General features: G+C 40.9%; 20 protein-coding genes. 3 read left to right on the top strand and 17 right to left on the bottom strand.

Translation table 11 applies throughout. The features are described from left to right. Positions 1 to 178: 178 nt before the first annotated feature. Positions 179 to 1,294, bottom strand: coding sequence for a hypothetical protein (locus AB1498_08510; protein MEW6088332.1), 1,116 nt, complete (start codon positions 1,292 to 1,294; stop codon positions 179 to 181). A 247-nt stretch (positions 1,295 to 1,541) separates the two neighbouring features. Between AB1498_08510 and AB1498_08505 the strand changes: the two genes are divergently transcribed. Beyond that, complete coding sequence (locus tag AB1498_08505; GenBank protein ID MEW6088331.1) at positions 1,542 to 1,913, top strand: helix-turn-helix transcriptional regulator; 372 nt, start codon at positions 1,542 to 1,544, stop codon at positions 1,911 to 1,913. A 16-nt stretch (positions 1,914 to 1,929) separates the two neighbouring features. On the opposite strand, the gene AB1498_08500 is transcribed toward AB1498_08505, so the two are convergent. From AB1498_08500 to AB1498_08435, 14 genes are all read right to left on the bottom strand, one after another. After that, positions 1,930 to 2,118, bottom strand: a complete 189-nt coding sequence (locus AB1498_08500; protein MEW6088330.1) for a hypothetical protein — start codon at positions 2,116 to 2,118, stop codon at positions 1,930 to 1,932. Between the two features lie 49 nt (positions 2,119 to 2,167). Next, positions 2,168 to 2,530, bottom strand: a complete 363-nt coding sequence (locus AB1498_08495; protein MEW6088329.1) for a GDSL-type esterase/lipase family protein — start codon at positions 2,528 to 2,530, stop codon at positions 2,168 to 2,170. Between the two features lie 9 nt (positions 2,531 to 2,539). Then, a complete protein-coding gene (locus AB1498_08490; protein ID MEW6088328.1) occupies positions 2,540 to 3,640 on the bottom strand; it encodes an acyltransferase family protein in 1,101 nt (366 codons plus the stop codon). A gap of 58 nt (positions 3,641 to 3,698) precedes the next feature. Continuing rightward, positions 3,699 to 4,142, bottom strand: a complete 444-nt coding sequence (locus AB1498_08485; protein ID MEW6088327.1) for a type II toxin-antitoxin system VapC family toxin — start codon at positions 4,140 to 4,142, stop codon at positions 3,699 to 3,701. After that, positions 4,139 to 4,366, bottom strand: coding sequence for an AbrB/MazE/SpoVT family DNA-binding domain-containing protein (locus AB1498_08480; GenBank protein MEW6088326.1), 228 nt, complete (start codon positions 4,364 to 4,366; stop codon positions 4,139 to 4,141). Before AB1498_08480 ends, AB1498_08485 begins: the two co-directional genes overlap by 4 nt. Positions 4,367 to 4,627: 261 nt before the next feature. Then, the gene (locus AB1498_08475; GenBank protein ID MEW6088325.1) at positions 4,628 to 4,837 is read right to left on the bottom strand and encodes a hypothetical protein; all 210 of its coding nucleotides are present in this window, start codon (positions 4,835 to 4,837) and stop codon (positions 4,628 to 4,630) included. Continuing rightward, the gene (locus AB1498_08470) at positions 4,815 to 5,420 is read right to left on the bottom strand and encodes a 2Fe-2S iron-sulfur cluster-binding protein (protein ID MEW6088324.1); all 606 of its coding nucleotides are present in this window, start codon (positions 5,418 to 5,420) and stop codon (positions 4,815 to 4,817) included. The genes AB1498_08475 and AB1498_08470 overlap by 23 nt, the downstream gene beginning before the upstream one ends. Before the next feature lie 142 nt (positions 5,421 to 5,562). Beyond that, positions 5,563 to 7,332, bottom strand: a complete 1,770-nt coding sequence (locus AB1498_08465) for an NADH-quinone oxidoreductase subunit NuoF (GenBank protein ID MEW6088323.1) — start codon at positions 7,330 to 7,332, stop codon at positions 5,563 to 5,565. An 85-nt stretch (positions 7,333 to 7,417) separates the two neighbouring features. Continuing rightward, the gene (locus AB1498_08460) at positions 7,418 to 8,371 is read right to left on the bottom strand and encodes an NAD(P)H-dependent oxidoreductase subunit E (protein ID MEW6088322.1); all 954 of its coding nucleotides are present in this window, start codon (positions 8,369 to 8,371) and stop codon (positions 7,418 to 7,420) included. 42 nt (positions 8,372 to 8,413) lie between these two features. Beyond that, positions 8,414 to 8,998, bottom strand: a complete 585-nt coding sequence (locus AB1498_08455) for an Rnf-Nqr domain containing protein (GenBank protein ID MEW6088321.1) — start codon at positions 8,996 to 8,998, stop codon at positions 8,414 to 8,416. Next, positions 8,995 to 9,660, bottom strand: coding sequence for an electron transport complex subunit RsxE (gene rsxE, locus AB1498_08450; protein ID MEW6088320.1), 666 nt, complete (start codon positions 9,658 to 9,660; stop codon positions 8,995 to 8,997). The genes AB1498_08455 and rsxE overlap by 4 nt, the downstream gene beginning before the upstream one ends. A 108-nt stretch (positions 9,661 to 9,768) precedes the next feature. Further along, the gene (locus AB1498_08445) at positions 9,769 to 10,359 is read right to left on the bottom strand and encodes an FMN-binding protein (GenBank protein MEW6088319.1); all 591 of its coding nucleotides are present in this window, start codon (positions 10,357 to 10,359) and stop codon (positions 9,769 to 9,771) included. Positions 10,360 to 10,402: 43 nt separating this feature from the next. Then, positions 10,403 to 11,392 carry an RnfABCDGE type electron transport complex subunit D gene (locus AB1498_08440; GenBank protein ID MEW6088318.1) on the bottom strand — a complete coding sequence of 330 codons (990 nt, stop codon included), beginning with the start codon at positions 11,390 to 11,392 and terminating at the stop codon, positions 10,403 to 10,405. Between the two features lie 110 nt (positions 11,393 to 11,502). Continuing rightward, entirely contained in the window at positions 11,503 to 12,987 is a 1,485-nt protein-coding gene (locus AB1498_08435; protein ID MEW6088317.1) for a 4Fe-4S dicluster domain-containing protein, read from the bottom strand. Positions 12,988 to 13,676: 689 nt separating this feature from the next. Between AB1498_08435 and AB1498_08430 the strand changes: the two genes are divergently transcribed. Then, positions 13,677 to 15,647 carry a cobalamin-dependent protein gene (locus AB1498_08430; protein MEW6088316.1) on the top strand — a complete coding sequence of 657 codons (1,971 nt, stop codon included), beginning with the start codon at positions 13,677 to 13,679 and terminating at the stop codon, positions 15,645 to 15,647. A gap of 71 nt (positions 15,648 to 15,718) precedes the next feature. Here the strand turns inward: AB1498_08430 and AB1498_08425 are convergent, their stop codons facing one another. Beyond that, complete coding sequence (locus tag AB1498_08425; GenBank protein ID MEW6088315.1) at positions 15,719 to 17,008, bottom strand: MFS transporter; 1,290 nt, start codon at positions 17,006 to 17,008, stop codon at positions 15,719 to 15,721. Positions 17,009 to 17,149: 141 nt separating this feature from the next. Here AB1498_08425 and AB1498_08420 point away from each other — a divergent pair, with 141 nt between their 5' ends. After that, complete coding sequence (locus tag AB1498_08420) at positions 17,150 to 17,839, top strand: PEP-CTERM sorting domain-containing protein (GenBank protein ID MEW6088314.1); 690 nt, start codon at positions 17,150 to 17,152, stop codon at positions 17,837 to 17,839. Between the two features lie 4 nt (positions 17,840 to 17,843). Here the strand turns inward: AB1498_08420 and AB1498_08415 are convergent, their stop codons facing one another. After that, entirely contained in the window at positions 17,844 to 22,082 is a 4,239-nt protein-coding gene (locus AB1498_08415) for an acyl-CoA dehydratase activase (GenBank protein MEW6088313.1), read from the bottom strand. Positions 22,083 to 22,294 lie beyond the last annotated feature (212 nt).

Raw genomic sequence — 22,294 nt, 5'->3', positions numbered from 1 at the left:
TAACAGCACGAACATAAAACATGCTTCTATTATACCTTAGTGCGACAAAATTACACTTTTATCTCGCTAACTCATTGATTTTATTAGGTTTGTTTTTTTAGAAAAAGGAAGCTGGACAAGTCAGGAGGCTCACAGGTATAAAATAAACCTGTGAGCCTTTCTATATTATTCAAAACAACTAAAATTCAGCAGCAACACCTAGAGAAATATTATTTGCTGCTAAGTTAACATCTTTGTATTTGCTCCCTAATATATCTGCTCTCGCAATCCCTGTAACGCCCTCGGCTATTTTCCAATTGCCTTTTACTGTAAATGCATTTGATTTTCCAAACATATCATAACCAAGAGTTAGAATATTTTTGAAACCAACTTCTACTACAAATTCTCCTGTTGGAGCATCTGCTGTCGGATCGGAAATATCTTTCCCGGCAGTACCTGTCACTGCCTTTTTAAGACCGCCGATATATTGCACTTTAAAATCTACCGGATTTAACGCATATCCAATATTAGCCGCATAAAATGAACCCTGTTGAGCATCAATATCATTCACATTCAGATCTAAATTATATGCGGCGCCTAATGTCACACCTGAAACATCAGCACCAATATTTAAAAATAAATCTTTTGAAGTCCCCCCGGTTTCCGTATTGACATCACCATCAACAATTGCAATCGCATAAGAAAGAGGATTTACTTTCTCCGCAAAAGAAACCTGATTAATGGCATTGCTGGTTAATTTATTTACATTTCCCCCATTGCTACCAGTAGTAAGTAACTTTGTATTTAATATAGTTCCCCTGATAGCAATTCCAGGCAGTGAGGCAGCACCAACAAGTAAATTTCCATTGCCAAGTGTAAAATTAATATAAGCATCTCCTAACCCGGTATTATTCTTTTCTAATGTAACAGAGTTAGCACCTGCAAAATTGTTAGAAACCTGCGCGCTTATTTTATCTGTAATATTAGCCTTTGCTGTTAATCTTGCTTCACGAAGATCTAAATTTTTAAAAACAAAACTAGTGGTATCGTTCTTTCCATCCGTACTAACCGCCCCACCTATGTTATACCGAAAATCAACTTTTCCATTAACTTTTACATCCACAGCCGATGCGAGCGTTGTCAAACCCATCATCATTACTGCCGCCAAAATCAACATGTTCACTTTTTTCATTTTTCCTCCTTCTGAAATATTTTTTAATGAAAATATAAATTTCCAATTTCTAATTTTACTCTTATCTAAATTACTTATCCCCTCCCTTCCTCTTATGTTTTGATATTGTTTCCACTCTTTCACAAGCTGATTTTTTTAAAAATAGGCTTCCCCCGCGAGAGGAAGTCCTCTCACGGGGGTCCGCCATTGCTTAAAGGAGGAAGCGACTCTCTCTCAGTAAGCAAAAGAAACATTGAAATTTAAACCATCCCACCCCGTTTTATTTCGCTTATACTTTATACACCTGTTACATTGTGTTTGTCAAGTGTTTTTTTACTATTTATTACATAGTAGCAATCGGCATATAAAAACTGTAACATTAGCAGATAATATGAAAAAATATACTATAAAAACAAGCGGGCAAATCGGTGTAAGGATTAAAGAGCGAAGAAAAGAACTTGGGATTTCGCAGGAAGAACTCGCGGAAGCATTAGATGTAACTTACCAGCAGGTCCAAAGATACGAAAACGGAAGCAATAAACTTAATGTAGAAAATATCCAGTTGATAGCGGAAATACTTTCTGTGCCGGTATCTTATTTCTTTGGAGCCAGGGAATTTATCCCAATTTCTGAAAAACGGGCTTCGTATGCGGCCAGGGAAGAAAATAAGCTTTTAAAATCCTTCAGAAAAATTAAAAATAAAAGTTCTCAAAATATGATTATGAAGGTTATTAAGCTTGCAGGGAAAAACAAGGCGGGATAAATCAAATTTAAAATTATTAAATCGCCCCGTGTTTTTTCAGCAATTTTGCCAGTGTTTCAGCCATTTTTCTGTAACCTTGCGCATTCGGATGAATCTGGTCGCTTTTTAAATCAGGTTTTATCAGAATTTCAGGCAGCGTTTCATTATCGTAAGGGATATCGAATTCTTCCGCGATATCTTTATAAAATTCGGCCCCCGACAGCAATATGCCAAACCTTGGAACGCCTAAAAGGACTACATCGATATTCCTGCTTTTAGCTTATCATTTCCTTTATGTTGTTTACAGCCTGTTTTTCATCCATCCTGCGAATTAAATCATTCCCGCCGTGGCATAAAATTAATAAGGCAGGATTATATTCATCAAGCAAACCGGGAAGCCTTTTCAGCCCGCTCAGTGTGATTTCCCCGGGCACCCCAACATTAACTACCTTGCGGCCAATAAGGCTCTCCAAAATTGCCGGGTAGCTTTCGTCCGCTCTCGCGCCCGTGCCGAATGTAAGGCTGTCGCCAAACGCGAGTATTACGGCATCTTCACCCAGGGGAGAAAGTTTATTCGAACTTTTCAGGCATCCCGCTAAAAGGCAAAATATAAAAACTGCTGAAATTATACGTTTCATTTTTAATCCCTATAATATTTTTTTCGCGAACGGGATTTTTTTAATTATATAACGGCTTATCAGAAAACACAATGGAACACCTGCAATTGAAACAAATAAAAATTTCAACAATGGATGCATTAAAACATTTCTAACAGAATAGGCAAGAAAAACAATCACCGGCGGGTGGAAAATATACACCGGATACGCGTTATCAGACATTATTTTCGCCAAATCGCCCTGCCGGTTAAACTTTTTACGGAATATAACAAAAAGCCCCGCGATAATTCCGACACCCGTGAATGCCTCCCATGAAGAATAAAGCAGTGACTGCCATGTAAATCCACCGAGAAAAGGAGAAACATCATTTACGGCGCCGCTGAAAAACATAATGAAAGGAAGAAGTAAAATAAGCGTGAGAGACACGATAAGCCACCTTTTCCCGGCGGTTTCTGGAAAATTATCAAACCATTTATTTCTCCCTGCAATTATCCCGGTTATAAATAAACTGATATATCCCGGGTAAAACGCCGGCTGAAAATCAAAAAACCACTTTCCGGCAGGGCAAAACATTCTAATAATAAAATTTATAAAAGACAAGATTATCAAATATACCAAAATATTTTTATTGCGCGGGGGCAATCTTTGACGTCCTGTTTCCTCCATGCCGGAAAAACCGGCCCATAACGCGTAAACCATGTTAAAAATAAACAAGGTTTCAACAAACCATAAAGGCCCGGGCCCGAACAGATTTTTGCTCTGGACATGTTCTCCCATAAAAATGGTTTTCAGAATATATAATATTAAGGGATTAATAACGAAGTAATAAAATACAAATGGAATTCCCAGATGTAAAAGGCGGCTTTTTAAAAAACTTTTCAGGCCTTTTCGTTCAAATGAAGCAGGCGTGAAATACGCGGATATTAAAAAGAAAAAACCCAGGGAAAAAGACTGGACAACAGCCGTAAACATTGTCAATAAGATATTCGAGATTGCGTCATCAGATCGTTCATAATAATACCATGAACCGGCGGAGCCGTATGTCACGGCTATATGAAGCATAATAATCAGTATCGTAAGCAAAATCCGCAGGTTCTCGATATAAAGTATTTTTCTATTTTGTTCAAGCATAAATTTATTTGCCAGAGCACTACTCTTTTAAGAAGCGTGGGACGAGGAATTTTTAATTCTATAAATACTCATCTAAAAAAATCACGTCTACATCATCTACTTTTGATAAATTTCTATCATTCCCAATAAAAATTTCAGATTCGGAATTAATTGCGCTGGCAAGATGAATTGCATCGGGACTTTTTATATGGTACCTTGCCCTGAGTTCAGCAGCCTTCCTTAAAACAGAACGGTCGACCGGAAGAATGGTCAAATGAGGGAAATTGCTTAATAAAATTTCGTAGCGGTCGATCAGGTCATTCCCTTCTTTTTTATAGGGCTGTACCAGTATTTCAAGTATAATCAGTTCAGAACAAAAGGCATTGATTTTTTGGGAAGCAATGAAGTTTAAAATCTGCTGGGTGAGTTTTAGATAGCGCGGGTTTTCTTCAAAATGATAAATAAAAACAGATGTATCAAGCGAAATTTTTTTGCATGAACTTATCCGTTCAATCAGGTTCACCAGTTTTCCCTTTCCTTTTTCAGATATTCAGCACTCTCTTCCCATACCTCTTTACCTAACCCCTTAAGGGCTTTAACGTAATCATCGGGCTCGGGGACAAGAATGACTCTTCCTTCTTTCACCATTACCAGAAGTTTCGTTCCGCTCTTTATATGTAAGGATTCTCTTGCCTCTTTTGGTACAACAATCTGGTTTTTACCGCTTACTTTAACTATTGATGACATGATTACACCTCCAATCTGCTTTACTTTCGACATAATTACTTTACCACAATAATATTATTTTATCAATATTATATTTAAAAATTTAGTAACCGGTCAGTTATTGGTGGTTTTCGGTAGGCGCAAGCTTTAGCTTGCGTTAAAAAATGCTTATATTCCAACTACTTCCGCAACCTAAAGGTTGCGGCTACCACTGATAACTGACCGATTACAAAATTTATACCCTCCATATAAATTTTCACAATTTCGGTTTCAGCCTGATTGCTAATTTTCTTCCGGTATTTGTAAATATTTCCCTATCAATTCGGCCCCCATTTTGGGGCCATTGTATTTTTCCAGTATTTTTTTATATTTGCGGGCATTATCTTTGTAGGTTTTGTCCGCGAGAATATTTTCCACGGCCTTTGAGGTATGGGAAAGCCAGTTGCCGTCAGGCATAACTAATATTTTTTCATATTTCGACCTTTTCTTCAATCTTTATAGCCTTTATTGGACAAATATAGGCGCAGGCTCCACACCCGATACAGGTCTCGGAAATTTTATTAAACGGGGTTTGGACTTTTTTCCGGGAGCCCCTCCCTGTAAAATTTATCGCGTTCATTCCTGTTATTTCTTTGCACACGCGAACACACAAGCCGCACAAAATACAGTCCTCTTTATTTTTACGGCTGATCCTTACCTGTGTTATTCCATATTCCTCCGCGAGCGCTTTGACCGCTTCAGCATCAGGACACCTTGCGAGCAAAAGCTCCAGAATAATCTTTCGGATTTTTCTCAACCTCTCCGTATTCGTTTTAACCTCAAGGCCTTCTGTAACCTTGTAAAGGCACGACGAGTGGATGGCCGTGCGGCCGCCGCGGATAACTTCAACAAGGCACAATCTGCATGAACCGTAAGGCGTAAGCATTTTGTGATAACAAAGCGTGGGTATTCTTATACTGGCTTCCCTGGCCGCCTCAAGGATTGTTTTTCCTTCCTCCATTTGTAAATTTTTGCCGTCGATTATTATATTTATCATTTTAAAATTTTTGCCTAATTTTTTTGAGCTAAATTTCATGCCTAAGGCAGATCCGCCTCTGGCGGAAAAACATTAAAAACCCCTCTTAATCTCCCCTTATCAGGGGAGTAATCAGAATTATTCCCACCCAGTTTCTTTATCCCCCTGATAAGGGGGAATAAAAGTGGGTTAGACAAAATTTCTATTCCACCACCACTGCCTTAAACCTGCACAGTTCCATGCACAGCCCGCATTTTACGCATTTATCCAAATCAATTTTATGGATTTTTTTAGCTTCGCCCGAAATTGCACCGCTTGCGCAATTTTTAGCGCAAAGCATGCATCCGGTGCATTTTTTCTCATCAATATGATATCTTATCAGCGTCTTGCAAACTTTCGCAGGGCATTTTTTTTCTTTTATATGCGCTTCATATTCATCTTTAAAATAACGGAGCGTTGTCAAAACAGGGTTCGGCAGGCTCTGCCCCAACCCGCACATTGACGCGTCCTTTATGACCGCGGAAAGCTCCTCAAGAAAAACAAGGTCATCTTCACTGCCTTCGCCTTTACATATCCTTTCCAATATTTCAAGTATCGCGGACGAACCGTCCCTGCATGATGAACATCTCCCGCAGGATTCGTCGTTTGTAAACTCGATATAATACCGCGCCACATCTACCATACAGGTGTCCTCGTCCATGACAATCATCCCGCCGGAACCCATTATCGAACCGGCTCCCGCGAGCCTTTCATAATCGACGGGCAGGTCCAGCAGGCTTTCGGGAATACACCCGCCTGACGGCCCGCCAGTCTGGACCGCTTTAAATTTTTTGCCCTTCGGGATACCTCCTCCTATGTCAAAAATTATTTCCTTTAAAGTAATCCCCATCGGGACTTCCACAAGCCCGCTGTTTTGAATTTTGCCGACAAGAGAAAATACCTTTGTCCCTTTGCTCTTTTCCGTCCCGATTTTATTAAACCATTCAGCGCCGTTATTTATAATGGAAGGCACCGTCGCGAAAGTCTCAACATTGTTCAGCGATGTGGGTTTCCCCCAGAGCCCTGAATCGACAAGGTGCGGCGGTTTATGCCTCGGTTCGGGGTATTTTCCTTCTATCGACGCGACAAGCGCCGTGGCCTCTCCGCACACAAACGCGCCTGATCCCTGCCTGATAAAAATGTCACAATAAAAATCAGTCCCGAAAATATTTTTGCCGAGTATCCCGTATTCTCTTGCCTGTTTAATCGCGGTCTCAAGCCTTTGCCTCGCAAGAGGATATTCGGTCCTTATATAAATATATCCTTCGTTCGCGCCTACCGCAAGAGCAGCTATCAGCATGCCTTCAAGGACAGAATGCGGGTCAAGTTCTATAATACTCCTGTCCATGTAAGCGCCAGGATCACCTTCATCAGCGTTACATACCACGTATTTAATATTTCCCCGGGCATTCCTGCACATCTCCCATTTTAAGCCCGCGGGAAAACCGGCCCCGCCCCTTCCGCGAAGCCCAGATTTTTTTATCTCATCTATTATTTCCGCCGGCGTCATTTTGGAAAGCGCCTTCGCGAGTGCCCTGTAACCGTTTATCGCGATGTAATCATCTATATTTTCAGGGTCTATTATTCCCCTGTTTTTTAATGAAACAATCGTTTGCCTCGCGAAAAAAGGAATGTCTTTGATTTTTGGGATCGTGGTATTTGTCTTTTCCGAAACATACATGAGTTTTTCGAAAGGTTTACCTTTTATAAGATGCTCATCCACAAGCTCGGGGACAATCTCCTCTGTCACGCTGTGATAAAATATCCCGTCCGGCATAACAATAATGATCGGCCCTTTCGCGCAAAACGCGTTGCACCCTGTTATAACGACGGATGTTTTTTCCTCCAGGTTCCGTTTTTTTATTTCAGCCTGAAGGGCGTCCCTTACCTTAAAAGACTTGTTTGAGATACAACCGGTCCCGCCGCAAAGCATCAGGTATTTCTTTCCGTTGTCCAGGATTTTGCCTTCGCGGCCGCGAATTATTTCTTCAAGCGTTTTAGAAATCCTGTCAAGATCTTCAATTTTCAGTTTTTTCATATTTTTTGACCAGTTCCGGTGCCTTCTTCCTTGTCATCAGCCCATACACATCCTGGTTGATCTTCAGCGCGGGCGCGAGCCCGCAGCAGCCGAGACACCTGACTGTTTCAAGGCTGAACCGCATGTCTTTCGTGGTTTCCCCTGTTTTAAGATTTAACCCTTTTTCAAGAGCAAGAATAAGGTCCGCGGCGCCCTTTACGTGACACGCGGTACCCAGACACACATCCACCTGGTACCTGCCTTTCGGCTTTAAACTGAACGCGTTATAAAAGGTAGCGATTCTAAATGTAACGCTTACCGGTATCTCCAGTCTCTGTGATATATACCTTAAAACAGGTTCAGACAAATACCTGAAAGCCTCATTAGATTTTTGAAGGACCGGCATCAGCGGGCCTTTTATATTTTTAACCTCGTCAAATATTTTATCGATTATCTCTTTCTCTCCCGGGGCAAGGTACTGTTCCTTTAAATCAACATCGTAATAAACCTGGTTTTTTATCCTGAACTGCCAGCGTTTGGCCGGGTCGTAACTCCGGTTCCTGACCATTCCTTTAATAGTTTCTAAAAAATCCGGTATATAAATTTCGATATCCTCTTTTACCCTGACCTGACACGCAAGCCGCATCCCGCTGCGTTTTTCTTCACGGGTCATAAACACTTCTTCCTGGGGAAATATCTCACCCCCGCCCTTTATTATTTTTATCTTGCAGTAACCGCAGCTTGATTTTCCGCCGCACGATGAAGAAATATCGATTTTGTTCTCAACAAGGTAATCCAGGAGTGTCCTCCCTCCCTGGACCTTCAATTCTTTTCTTTTCCCGTTTTGCTCGATTGTTATTTTGCATTCCCCGTAATTAAGCAGTAATTTCTCGCCTATGAGGATCAAAACCGTCACCGCTATCAAAATCAGGTCCATTATTAAGATAGTAGTCATAATATTAATAAATTATATGTAGGGGCTCAAAATTTTGAGCCCCTACAAATTAACCATTCCCGCGAACCCCAGAAATGCCAATGAAATTATCCCCGCGATAATCAAAACAATTCCGGGCCCCTTTAAACCATCAGGAATGTCTCCAATCAAATTTAATTTTTCATTGATCGCCGCTACAACAATAATCGCGAACATCCACCCCACGCTTGAACCAAACGCAAAAACAATCGATTCCCGGAAAGAATAATTTCTTAAAACCATAAAAAGGGACACAGCCAGGACAATGCAATTAACTGTAATCAAAGGGAGAAAAATCCCGAACATCGCTTCAAGCACCGGGAAAAATTTACCCATTATCATTTCAAGCAATTGAACAGTCGCCGCGATTACAATGATAAAAACTATATAATAAATAATCTCGCTTTTATACGGGACCAGGATAAGATGATAAACAGGCCAGTTTATGGCCGCGGTCAAAACAACCACAAAAACCACGGCAATACTCATTCCGACAGCGGTTTTCATGCTTCGTGAAAGTGAAATAAAAGGGCACATTCCAAGGATATATGTAAACGCAATATTGTTTGTCCAAATCGTCGCGAAAAAAATGATTAATAGTTTTGTCACTTTTTACTCCTCAACAAGAGGTCATGCCCCTTGTTAACAACACTTTTCCTTTCTACGCGAACGCTTCTCAATGTCTTATATATCCATAAATAAAGGCTTAAAACAAAAAACGCGCCCGGTGCCATGACCATAACCACCCAGTTTGTCCAATTCTGAGGCATGACCCTCATTCCCAATATGCTTCCAAAACCAAACGATTCCCTGATGACCGAAAAAACAACTAACGTGTAAGTGTATCCAAGCCCATAACCAATCCCATCCAAAACCGAGTAAAAAATACCGTTTTTTATCGCAAACGCTTCCGCCCTTCCCATAAGAATGCAATTGGTAATTATTAAACCGATATAAGGCCCGATTGCCTCGCTTATATCGGGATAATACGCTTTTATAAACCTGTCGACTATTATGACAAATGAGGCTATAACAATCATGTAAACTATCATTCTCGCGTGCGACGGTATAAAATTCCGCATCGCCGAAATAAAAACCGCGGTGCAAACCAGGCAGAATGTTACGCCCAATCCCATAACAATGGCATTTTCAAGCTTGTTTGTTATGGCAAGGGACGAACATATCCCAAGTATCATACTGCAGACGGGATGGTCGTTCCAGAGGCCGTCCATGAGAACTTTATAGCTTTTGGATTGGGTTATCTTTGACATATTCTGTATTTTAACCCCCTTTTTATTCCCCCTTACCAGGGGGGATAACACGAATTACTCCCCTGATAAGGGGAGATTAATAGGGGTTATTTGAGCAAAAAAATAAATTCAATTTTTTTTGCTTTTCAAACTATTCCTATACATTTCCACCTGTTTATTAACCAGTTTCTCAAACGCCTTAACCGTCATTGTCGCGCCGGTAATCCCGTCAATCTCATTTTCTTTCTGCGCTTTTCCCGGCGGGACTATTTTTATGTCCGGCAGAAATTTTTTATCTTTAAATTTGTCAAGATACGCCTTCTCACCTATCCTCCCGCCCAGCCCCGGGGTCTCTTCCTGGTGGATTATCACAATGTTTTTAATTGTTTCGAGGTCCGGCATAAAAGAAATAACACCTGTAATCGGCCCCCAGAGCCCGGAGCCCGCGAATTCAAAGGCTGTTTCTTTATCCTTATTAATATAAATTTTTTTGCCTTCATTCCCGGATACAGTTACATTTTCCATGAAAATTTTTTCTATATTTTCTTTATTTCCCTTTTCATAAGAAATACCATACGCCTCTAAAAGACTTTTTTTGATTTTTATTTCCTTATTCTTCTCGACAATCGGCGCCGTATAACCGTTTATGGCCACAAGGGAAAAAGTGCACACTGTCCCCAGTATAACGACAAATATAACCATTTTAATTTTTTCCTTCACACCATTCTCCTGGGTATTTTCCGTTCTTTAGTTTTCTTTTATATCATGCCAGCGGCTTATATTTTATCTTCAAAATAACCTGGTCTATCAAAGGGCTGAACGCGTTCATTAAAAGAATGCTGAACATCACGCCCTCCACATAACCTGAAAAGCTTCGTATTAAAACCGTAAAAAGCCCGCACAGGACCCCAAAGACATATTTACCCTCCCTTGTAAAAGGCGAAGTTACAGGATCGGTTGCCATAAACATTGCGCAAAATAAAAGCCCGCCTGACAAAAGCTGGAATAAAAAAGGCGCTATCTTAGACGGGAAAAGCATGTTCCCGGCCAGTGAAAACATAAAGACTGAACCAAGATATGAAAAAGGGACACGCCAGTTGCTGACCTTTGTCCACATTAAAAACACACCGCCTATAATTATTCCCAAGCGAAAAGTTTCCCCAAGGCTTCCTGAAACATTTCCCATTAAAAGGTCGCGGTATGATGTAATAAAATGTTCGGTTTTAAACATTGTAAGGGGTGTCGCGGAAGTTATCGCGTCCGTCAGCGGGACCTGCCAGCTTGCCGTCATGATTTCAGGAAAAGCGATTGTAATAAACACCCTCCCGGTTAATGCGGGATTAAAAATATTTCTACCTGTGCCCCCGAAAACCTCTTTCCCGAAAAATGTCCCGAATATGATCCCTGAAGCAACAATCCATAAAGGCACGGTAGGCGGCAGGATAAGCGGGAAAATCAGTCCCGTGACAAAAAAACCCTCTTCAATGTCCTTTTTCCTTATAAGGGCGAACGCCACTTCAACTATTCCGCCGAAAATATAGGAAACAAGAATGATTTTTATTACCCTTGTCCCGAAAAAATATACCGACGCTATCACACTCGGCATAAGCGCGATAATCACGAAGAACATATACCGCTTCAATTCCAAGTGGTCCAGGATGTGCGGCGCGTGCTCCGTCCTTGAATCCGTACCGTAAAGAATCCCTTTAACTACATTGGACAAAATTTTCAAATGTGTATTTTTTGATTCCATAATAATTATACCGAGCACCAGAGAACCAGTCACTATGTCACCAGTTTTTCAAAAAGAATTTCTTTTCTTCTCAACTGGCGACATGGTGCACTGGCGACCCAGTGTACTTATTATTTAATTCCCCTGTACTCCTCAAACCCTTTCAAATCAACATAAGGCAGCTTAAACGAAAACGCGTCGCGGCCTTCATTGATGAGTTTCAGTTTCCCTTCCATGATATATTTTGACACCGGTATTTTTGAAGGGCAGACGTAACTGCAAAGATTACATCCCACACAACTGAACATTTTAAGGGTCATCAGCGTTTCGTCAATAATTCCTTTTTCAAAATATTTATAAATAAGATGCGGTATTATCCCGACAGGGCAGACCTCCTCGCAAAACCCGCAGGACACGCATGCCCTTCTCTCCCCGCGCATATTGGTATTTATGATTTTTTTAAAACCTAAAACATTGGGCGGGAACGTGTTTGAATAGGAGTCATCGCCAAAACCAAGTTTTATAAAAGGAAAAATTTCTTCCGGTTTTTTTTCTGAAACTGAAATTATCTTGTAACACGTCCGGTCTAAAGGCAGGGATAAATCCATAATCCCAATGCCGTTCAAAAGGCTGTTTATTACAAACCGCAAATCCTCGTCTTCATTTATTCTTCCTTTAATAATATATTCCACCGGTGTCCCTATCCGCGTCTTAACATACAAACTTTCTCTGAATCCATGGCCGCAAAGGGCGATGGTCCTTTCTATGAAGGGTTTCCCCATTGTAACGGCCTCGTAAACCTGGATGACATTCTGTATATGAAAAACCACCACGCCGATGTCCGTCGGTATTTTTCCGTAAGGAAAAGTCTTCCCTAAAATCGTGGAAATAAGGATTTCGTCGAATGCCTGCGGGTATTTTGAGGCCAGGCTGTAAAACGTAACGGTTTCATCATCCAGAAGGCTGTAAATTTTTTCTATTAATGTTCCCCTGCCTTCGCCGAAGGCGATATGAAACCGTGCGCCGGGCATAATCTTTTTTAGAATTTTTATGCCGTCGACAAAATTAGAAATCCATGAGTCTTTCAATAATAAAAATGAAGAAAGGCTGTATACATCTGAACCAATCCCATGAATAATTACGTCCTGAACCTGTCCGGGGAAAATCGGGGAACTCTTATAGCGGGTGGGAATGCCTCCCCTGTTCAAAGCGGTAACACCTGATAAATACAATGATTCTTCAATTTTTTCGGAAGATTTTCCTTTCCAATCGTAATTATGGCCCTGCAGGGACTGCCAATCGGCAGAACCATCTGATTTTATCACTACGGCATCTACTTTTCCATGCAGGTAATCTATTTTTTTTATTTCCTCGACAATCCCTCCGATACTCGCGTGGACGGGAGTTGAAATCGAATCGTCATCCCTGCCGATAATCTGGCCTGCTTTCACTCTCTGCCCCTGCCGGACAACCGGGGGGACTTCTTTCCCAAAACCCTGCTTTAAAGGAATAGCCACCATTTCCGGGATTCCAAGCTCAATCAGGGTCTCTTTCGGCTCCCCCTCAAAATTTTTCAGTTTATACCCGCCGGAAAATGTTTTGTGTTTTATGTTCATTTCGCGTTTTATTATAAAACATTATTTACGATTTGATTTAAAGCAAAATACTACTTAAATTTATCGGCATTCCACGGGGATTTTTTAGAAGCGATTTCATAAGTCGATTCGTCACGAAGTTAAGCGAAGGACTTATGAACAAGGCAGCAGGCGCAAAATGCCCGGAGGCATAGCAGTGCTATGTCGAGGACATTTTGTGCCGATAACGCAGTGCATAAGTCCTGTAGCTAACTGTAGTAGAAGAAACTTATGAAACCGCTTATAGTGCTCTGGCAAGTTAATTTTTGATAGATAGCAGAGGCTATTTTGTCCTGATTCAAGGCGCTCGTAGCGCAACATACCCTCTGCGGTATGGTAAGCGACGAGCAACGCAGAAGCAGGGCAAAAGAGCCCTGCCCTTCGGGAATGCCCATCTTTGGTCAATTTCTTCCTCACTCCTCCTTGATGTATCACTGCGGATACATCGCGTCGTCCTTCGTCGAAATTGTCTCAAATCTGGGGCATTCTATCTATCAAAAATTAATTTGCCAGAGCACTAGGAAGGATGGGGGAAATATTTATCTTTACAATTCAGCATATTAAATATATAATAACTGATAATAGAAAATGAACCCAGCCCTTCCTGAATAATAAAAGGAAGGATTAGGGTTAATAGTTAGTTTAGGAATACTAATAGGAGGAAGGGCTGGGTGAAGTTATTATTGTCCTCAGTTTTTAAACCTTACGGGGTCGACGATGAATACGGCCGCAAAGAAAATATTATGGAGCTTTTCCATAATCAGGTCACGAGAGAGCAGGGAATTTTCTCCTTCCGTTACCATCATAAAAGCTTTAACCTTTATTTATTGGCCGAGAACGTTAACATGCCGAGTACCGTTTTGGATTTCCCGTCCATAAAACGTTTTATCAGGGAAATCAAAAAAGGGTATGATTATGTCGGCATTTCCTTTATCACACCTAATTTCATAAAAGCTAAAAAAATGTGCGAACTTATCCGCGAATATTCCCCAAAATCAAAAATAATCCTTGGTGGCCACGGCACGCATATACCCGGCCTTGAAAAGATGATAGATTGCGACCATATTGTAAAAGGCGAAGGAGTAACAGGCCTTCGTAAAATATTCGGGGAGCCTGAAGACGCCCCGGTAAAGCATGTCTCACTTTCTTCATCGGACAACAGGAAAATCATGGGCATACCCATAAACGACACAACAGGCGTTCTTTTGCCCGGTGTGGGATGCCCCAACGGGTGCCGTTTCTGCTGTACAACCCACATGTTTAGCTTTAAATACACTCCTTTCTTTAAAACCAGCCTCGAGATGTTTAACGTCATGCGAAAAATGGAAAATGAACTTGGATGCGTTGATTTCTTTGTCATGGATGAAAATTTTCTTAAATCCAAAAACAGGGCCATTGAACTCCTGGAGTTAATGAAAACCCATAAAAAACATTATTATTTCGGGGTTTTCTCCTCGGCTGAAACGATAAATGAAGTTGGGGTCAAATTCATGTTTGAAATAGGCATAAGGTTTATATGGATCGGTGTTGAATCCAAAGACTACTGCTATACAAAAAATAAAAATATAGACATGAAAAAGCTCTTTACTGAATTGAGAAACCATGGAATTTCCGTCCTTGCCTCTACAATACTTTTCCAGGAACATCATGACAAAAAAACCATCTGGGAGGATGTTGATTACACGCTGGACTTAAGGCCTGATTTTGTCCAATTCATGCAGCTTGGCCCTCTCCCTCAGACACAGCTATATCTTGATTATAAGAAAAAAGGGCTTTTGCGCGAAGATGTCCCTTACGAAGAATGGCACGGCCAGCACCGCCTTTGGTTTAAACACCCTGAATTCACGCCTGAAGAGTCTGAGATATACCTTCGCGACGCATTTCTTAAAGACTACCGCGAGCTGGGGCCTTCTATACTAAGAATGGTTGAAACAAACATGCAGGGGTATCTTTACACGCAAAAATACCGGGATGACCCGTGGCTCAAAATGCGGAATAACCAGTTAAGGGAAAACTGTGTGCGGTATTATCCTCTCCTGAATGTCCTGAAAACTTTTATGCCGAATACCCTCACAAGAAAAATAACGGAACGGGTCATAAGCTTATATGAAAAAACCCTGGGGCCAAAAACCATAAAGCAGAAGTTATTGACGCTTGGAGCTTATCTTTATGCCGTTAAAGAATATTTTAAATTAAAAACAGCGGGCGATGTTAAACAGCCGAAAACGCATTATACAAGATACCACAAACCTGAGTTTAACTTTTTCCCCGCGGTATTAAAAGGAAAACTCCTGCCCGACCTTACTCTTAACACGCTTGAAATCAAATTAAAGAACGCTGTCTCAGGCAATAATATACACCTGGAACTGCACGGTATCCTGGATTCGATAAACGTGAAAAATTTACAGCATAAACTGTCTGGTTTATTTATCAGGGAAAAAAAGGCCGATATTGTTCTTAATATCGTGAACATCCAAAGGATAGATGACAACAGCCTCTATAAATTGCTGGAACAGTTGAAAGATTTTGAGTCCCGCATAAAGTTACGCTATTCCGCCAGATTAGAAAACATTTCACAGACCATTGAAGAAATAAAACGCAATTTTGGAAGCAAACTCGAGCCTGAAAGAAGATTATCTTAACGGCCAGGGAGTGTTAGGCTCCTTATCCTGAGCACTTTTTAGGAAATACAGCTTGTTAACTTTTTTGCGATTCAATTTGCCTCTCTCTCCTTAGCCTCTTTAAGCAATACGAAATATATAACTAAAGCCGCAATTTCAACATTTATAACCAGTATTATTATTAATGTTATGTGGATTTTATATAACAGCCCCATTAATAAACTTCCAAAAAACACCGCGAGCCCATACACCATGTTAAATATCCCGTACCCCAGCCCTCTTTTCTTAAAATGCGTTAAGTCGGCAATTGTTGATTTCATAATGGTTTCATGGGTTCCCATTACAATACCCCATAACACAACAGCTATTGTGATAAATAAAATATTTTTCATAAAACCGAAAAAAGGGATAAACAAGGTAAACAGGGGGATTATAAAAAGAATCTTGGTCCCCGCCCTTTCATTATTATATTTTTCTTTCAACCTGTCATAAATTCTCCCGATTATCAAGGCCGCAACCGCGTCAAGACCCATCGCTATTGAATAAAACACGGGAATTTGCGCGTCGCTGATTATACCCTTGTCTTTAAAATGGTATCCCAATATTACAAAGCTCACAAAACCCAGTGTTGTAACAAAAGTAAAAATTGCATACAACCAGAATATCTTTGATAATTTACCGGGAGGGTTTTGCAAATCAAATTTGGCTTCAAATTTTCCAGGATCAGGCGCTTTTAAAAACGCCAGCAGCACAGCTATCATAACAATTATAAATGGTATCCACAGCAGCCGGAACCCCATCTGGTAATCCGATATGGTTTTTACGGCCCCTGTTCCGGCAAGAAATATTCCGGTAAAAATCAAAGGCCCGATAATCGCGCCAGTTTGGTCCATAGCTTCATGCAGCGCAAAACCCCATCCGGTCCCGACCGGCCCTACTATGCTTGATAAAATAGTATCTTTAGCGGGGCTCCTCACAGCCTTGCCCAGCCTTTCACAGATAATTAATATCGCGACAGTCTGCCATACAGAGGCCATCGACAGGAGAGGAATGCTTATAATCATTCCATATCCGGCAATCGTAAATATCCAGTAAGCCTTTGTTTTATCGGAAAGATAACCGGAAATGAACCTGATAAAGTAGCCGAGAAATTCTGCCATACCGGTTATAAATCCGAGTAAGACGATGTCCATTCCGATGATTTTGGCAAATGGGCCATAGACACTGCGCGCGCCTTCATAAATAATATCCCCGAATAAACTGATAATACCAAAAAGAATTATCAGCATTATCGCGGTTTGTTTTTCTTTGCTCTTAATCATCGGGCCTGCCCAAACTTTCCCATAAATAATTTTATATTTTACCCTTTTTTGCTGAAACATTCTATCCGATTTTATAACAGCAATAACAATCAATAAAATAATCCTTTACTTATATATTTTATCATGATATAATTTATGTTAGTTTTTTTAAGCCAAGATAATTTGCGATTTTAAGAAACTTCAAAAGGGGGATGGAAAATTATGAAAAAAATGAAAGGTGTTTTAACCGCTTGTTTATTGTTTTTTCTGCTTTTAATTAATGCTTCTTATTGTTACATCATGACATTCGATAATATGCCTTCCGGCTGGGATTCCTATGATCATCCCCCTGAATGGAGATATGAAGAATACGGGCTTACTTTAAGTTATAACGCATGGTGGAATGGTTACGGCGGCGGGCATCTTTTTATGCAGGGTTATGCCGGCAATGATTATCTGATATTTGACACTCCTAAATACTTAAAACAATTTGAAATAAACGGTCTGCCCACTCCGGGCTACCAGGATTCCAGGCATACTTTTGGGCCGATGAATATTGCGGCATTTGACAATAACAATAATGAAGTCTGGAGCGGAACTGCCGATTTAACAAACTACACAGACTGGAACACCTGGCTTACAGTCTCCGTTGAGACGGACAACGTAAGCAAACTTATTTTTTACGCTCCATGGGGGACCGCAAATCCATGGAACCCGATGTATGATTTACCGCCAAGTGATGGAGGATTACCCGTTCCTGCCGGTTCATATGTATACTGGCCAAGTGTGGATAATATGAACGTTGAAGATTCTAATACTCAAGTCCCTGAACCCGGCACAATGCTTTTACTGGGAAGTCTGGCAACCGGCTTATTTGGTTTCGGAGGATTAAAGAAAAGATTTTTAAAGTAAATGATTACGCCTGCATTGAGCGGATTGTTCTTTTCTTGGGAAATTTAATATAGGGAATCAATTTGTCATTCTGTTTTTTCCCCGTCCCGTCATAGGTCAGGGAAACGATCGGAACGCCGGTAACAGATTCAATGGAAGGCGTCATCGCTTCGGTGATAAGCCCCGCGCAGCAGAAAGCCGGGCTTAGCTGGGCAAAAAGTGAAATATCCGGGTATTGTTCAAGCAGGGAAAAGATCGTAATAAGATTATCCATTGATTCTCCCGCGTGTTCCGGCATCACATGAAATTTTTCCATTATAAATTTGAGGTCGATGGGTTTTTTTGTTTCTTTTTCCTTAAGTATTTCATTAAAATGCTTGTAGTAAATGTTCTCAATGGTCCCCGCCATCATCATAACACCCTTGCTCGTAATCGCGTCTTTAATGCGCCCATCCCAGAGCCATCTTTTCACGTATGAATTAGTGACCATTTTAGCGAAATCGCTCAAGGATACGGTAATAACCTCCCCGCCCACGTCTTCTATAAATTTCACAAGGTACTGGTTCATAATATCGTTGTCCCTCACATAAAGGTCTCCAAAAAGCGCTATTTTAGGCCGGTTTGTTTTTTCTATCCTAATGTTTTTAAAATTCCCGACGACTTCAACCACCGCTTTTTCCAGCGGTTTTTTCCCGATAAAAGCGTCATAAAAAATATTTACCGATTGGCCGATTACCTTGTCCGTACTGCCTTTATCTCTTTCATACGGCCTTATTTTACAACCCATTTTTCTTATCATGCCGCCGAACATATACGCGAAATAGGTCTCGACCCCGGCCTTCAGCGATATGTCCATCAGCGACAGGCTTCCTGTGTAAACAGAAATATGCTCCATTCCGTTACCGTAAGATTTAAACATGCTTTTTACAAGATACGGATAAAGCCTTATATTGCACGCGAGCCTTGAATTAAGCATCCATACGGCTGTATCAAGAGGATTAAGATTGTTTTCTTTTATATAATCGATGAAACTTTGATATATAATGCTGACCGGCAGGCACTGCCCTTTATTGCTTTTTAATCCAAATTTAATGGCTTGTTCCGTCACGGGAACCAGTCTCGCGTCTATCCCTTCTTTTTTCAGAACCGCTTCAACAAGTTTTACCGTCAGGTCATCCCAGCTCGGGAAAAGAAGTGTTTTTTTGGTTATTTCAACCTCGGTTTCCGGGTTCACTGAAAGATAATTTTTGTAAACAGCAGGGGATTTCTTCTGGTTGAAATGGTTCCTGAACGCACGGACAGCGGCCTCGATCCTCGTTTCATAACCCACGTTTGACCCGTGTTCATCAAGGTCAAGAATAATATACGGCTTTTCATAATCTTCCATAATGCGTTTAAAATATTCAATGGCGAAAGAATCAGGAGAACATTTAAAACTTGATATATACACGGGATAAATCCCTTTTGTTTTCGCGATAACAGCCGATACCGCGAGGATCCTGGCGGTATAATTCCAATGAAACGCCCTCAATAAAGGCTCGATTTCCCTGACATCATTTTTGGTGTAAGCAAGCATATCATGATAAAAAACCTTTGTGTTAAGGCCCCCGAAAATTCCCGGGATACCTTTATTCATGTTATTGTCGAGAACAACATAGGGCCTCCCGAGAAGCATGACTTTTATATCATCCCCCTGGGCTATCTCTCTTTGATATATGTTCTGAATTTTTGACCTGCTCTCTTTATAAAATTCAAGAGCGGCGTCATAAGCGGAAGCGATCGACCAGTAATCGGCGCCTATGGCCGGCCTTAACGCTCTGTAAAGCTCCACTTTTGTCATAAAATCCCCGGGATAAATGACCGGCGTAATGGATTTATTTTTTAATTTAATCCCCTGGGACGAAGAGACCAGCGACACCGCAAATTGACTATAATAACAATAGTGCCGGAACACATCTTTTTCTTTTTCCCTTGATTCGAAATAAACAGGCAAAAACACATAATCTGATTTCTCCGAAAGATATTTGACCTGCCCGTAGAATTCCGTAATCGGCGCGCAGAATTCAGCCTTTGCTGTTTTTTTTCCGGTTTTAAATGTGTCTTTAGCCCATTCGCTCGAAATTGTTTTTATCCCAAGTGTATTAAAAAAATGGGTCCATAACACATTCTCTTCTGAAAGATACAGCCCGTGAGGCATTCCGATAGTGATACTCGACCTGTATTTCCCGGGTTTATTGAAAGCTTTAAACACCCGTTTATATTCTTTGACAAGGTCGAAACCGGATTTTTTATCAGCGTGTTTCCCGCTGTTATAATCCCTGCCGCATAAAAAACCGAACGCTACTATTTCATTTTGAACGGTCACTTTTTTAATCTTGCAGTTATTGTGGCAAAGGTTGCATACTTCCGATTCTACCGGTATTTCATCCTTATAAAGCGATATGCCGCGGAATTTTGACTGTTTGATATTACTTTCGGCAAGAATTAACGCGCACCCGAACGCCCCGGTCAGGTGGCAGTACTTTGAAACATATATAGGCTTATCAAGCTTATTTTCAAAGGCGGCGACAAGCGCCTTATTTTTCGCTGTCGCGCCCTGGAAAAATATTTTTTTCCCGATGTTCGCTTCCCCGGCAACTTTCGAAAAATAGTTGTCCCTTACCGAATGGAGGACCGATGCGAGTATTTCGTCAACCGGGTATCCATCGCTGAGAAAATGATTAATATCGCGTTCCATAAAAACCGTACAGCGATCGCTCGATACCGGGGATACTTTATTCATCGCCCTATCGGAATATTCACTTAACGCGCACCCCAATTTTTGCGCCTGTTCTTCAATAAAACTGCCGGTCCCGGCGGCGCAGACATTGTTCATAACGCAAAAAGTAACCATGCCGTTCTTCAGGGTAGTGAACTTTGAATCCTGCCCGCCGATTTCAATAATAGTATCAACCTCCGGGTCAAGTTTAAAAGCCGCCCGCGCATGCGATGTAATTTCATCTATTACCTGGTCAGCCCCTATTATCTTCCCGATAAATTTTCTTCCTGCGCCTGTCGCGGCCGTTCCTTTAAACTGGAAGCTGATATTTTTCCGTGCGCAAATATCATTAATTGCTTCAAATATTAACTGGACGGCCTTTAAAGGTTCGCCCGCGGTCATCGTGTAAAATCCCGCGAGGATATTATTGCTCTCGTTTATGACTACCGCTTTTGTGCTTGTGGAGCCGATATCAATGCCCATGTATACCTTATTCACGGCCTTGAGCTTTTCATAAATATCAACCTCCACACTCCCGGTTCTTTTTCCTGGAGATATATAATTAAAATTTTCTATACCTTTAAAATCGGGATAACTTGAAAGCTTAAGTTCAAGCGGTTTATACCCATATTGCAACTTTGTCTTATTATCAATAACAAAAGATTCCGCGCTGTTTAAACAAGCGGCCGGAGAATTTTTTCCGCTTTTCGGCTGCTCGTCCTGGGACACCCCTGATTTTCTGGGCATCTCGTTCAGAAATATCAACGCCGCGCCAATAGCGCCATAAAGATAAGAATATTCTCCCGCAACGGGCACGCTTCCCAAAAAATTAGTCAGATGTTTTATAACCGCCTTATTCCTTGAAACCCCGCCGGTAAAAATCACCGGTTTTTTTATACTTTCATTCCCGAAAAGCGTGTCGGCAATATTTTTTACCAATCCCTCACAAAGGCTGTCGCAAACCTGCGGGGGTGAATACCCCTCCTGCTGGCAGTGAATAAGGTCTGTTTTCGCGAAAACGGCGCACCGGGAGGCAATAGGCGGAATAATATTTTTATTGGAAAAAGCGGTCTCGCTCAGCTTTTCGATACTTTCAAGTTTAAGCCTCGACACCTGCTGGTCCAAAAAACTCCCTGTCCCTGCTGCGCAGGTGGAATTCGTTTTATAACTTTCATACTCACCCTGTTCATTAAATGTGATTAAACCGAAATTTTCTCCCCCGACGTTAAGAATGGTCCTTGCTCCAGGGTGATATTTTTTCACGGCGGTAATCAAGGCAAGCTGGTTATCAAACCTCACAGCCCCTTTAATAATATCAGGTGTTGACGCGGTTGACGCTATGCCGCCAAGTTTATTTATATCAATATCTTTCAAGATATCAATAATTGCTTCCCTGATTGCCCCGTGATGCAGGCGGTAAAAAGTTTTAATTATCTGTTTTTCTTCATTCAATAAAACAGATGATACAGCCACGGAACCGGCGTCAATTCCTAATACATGTAACATATTTTTTCCTGAATTTTATATAACTATTAATAAAACATTGTATATCCGATTTTAAATAATGTCAGCAGAATTATTTATAAACGCTCATTCTGAGTATAAAATATGTTCAATAAAATAGTTTAACAAACGCCTGGTAAAAATTTTTTTGCATTTTTTGATTTTTTAAATTAAAATAAATATTGTCCTTTAAAATTATAATCGGGGATTCACAA

It is taken from the genome of bacterium (genome assembly GCA_040754625.1).
Taxonomy (GTDB): Bacteria; JACRDZ01; JAQUKH01; order JAQUKH01; family JAQUKH01; genus JAQUKH01.
The sequence above is the reverse complement of the archived record's forward strand: the minus strand, read 5'-3'. Positions and strand labels throughout refer to the sequence as shown.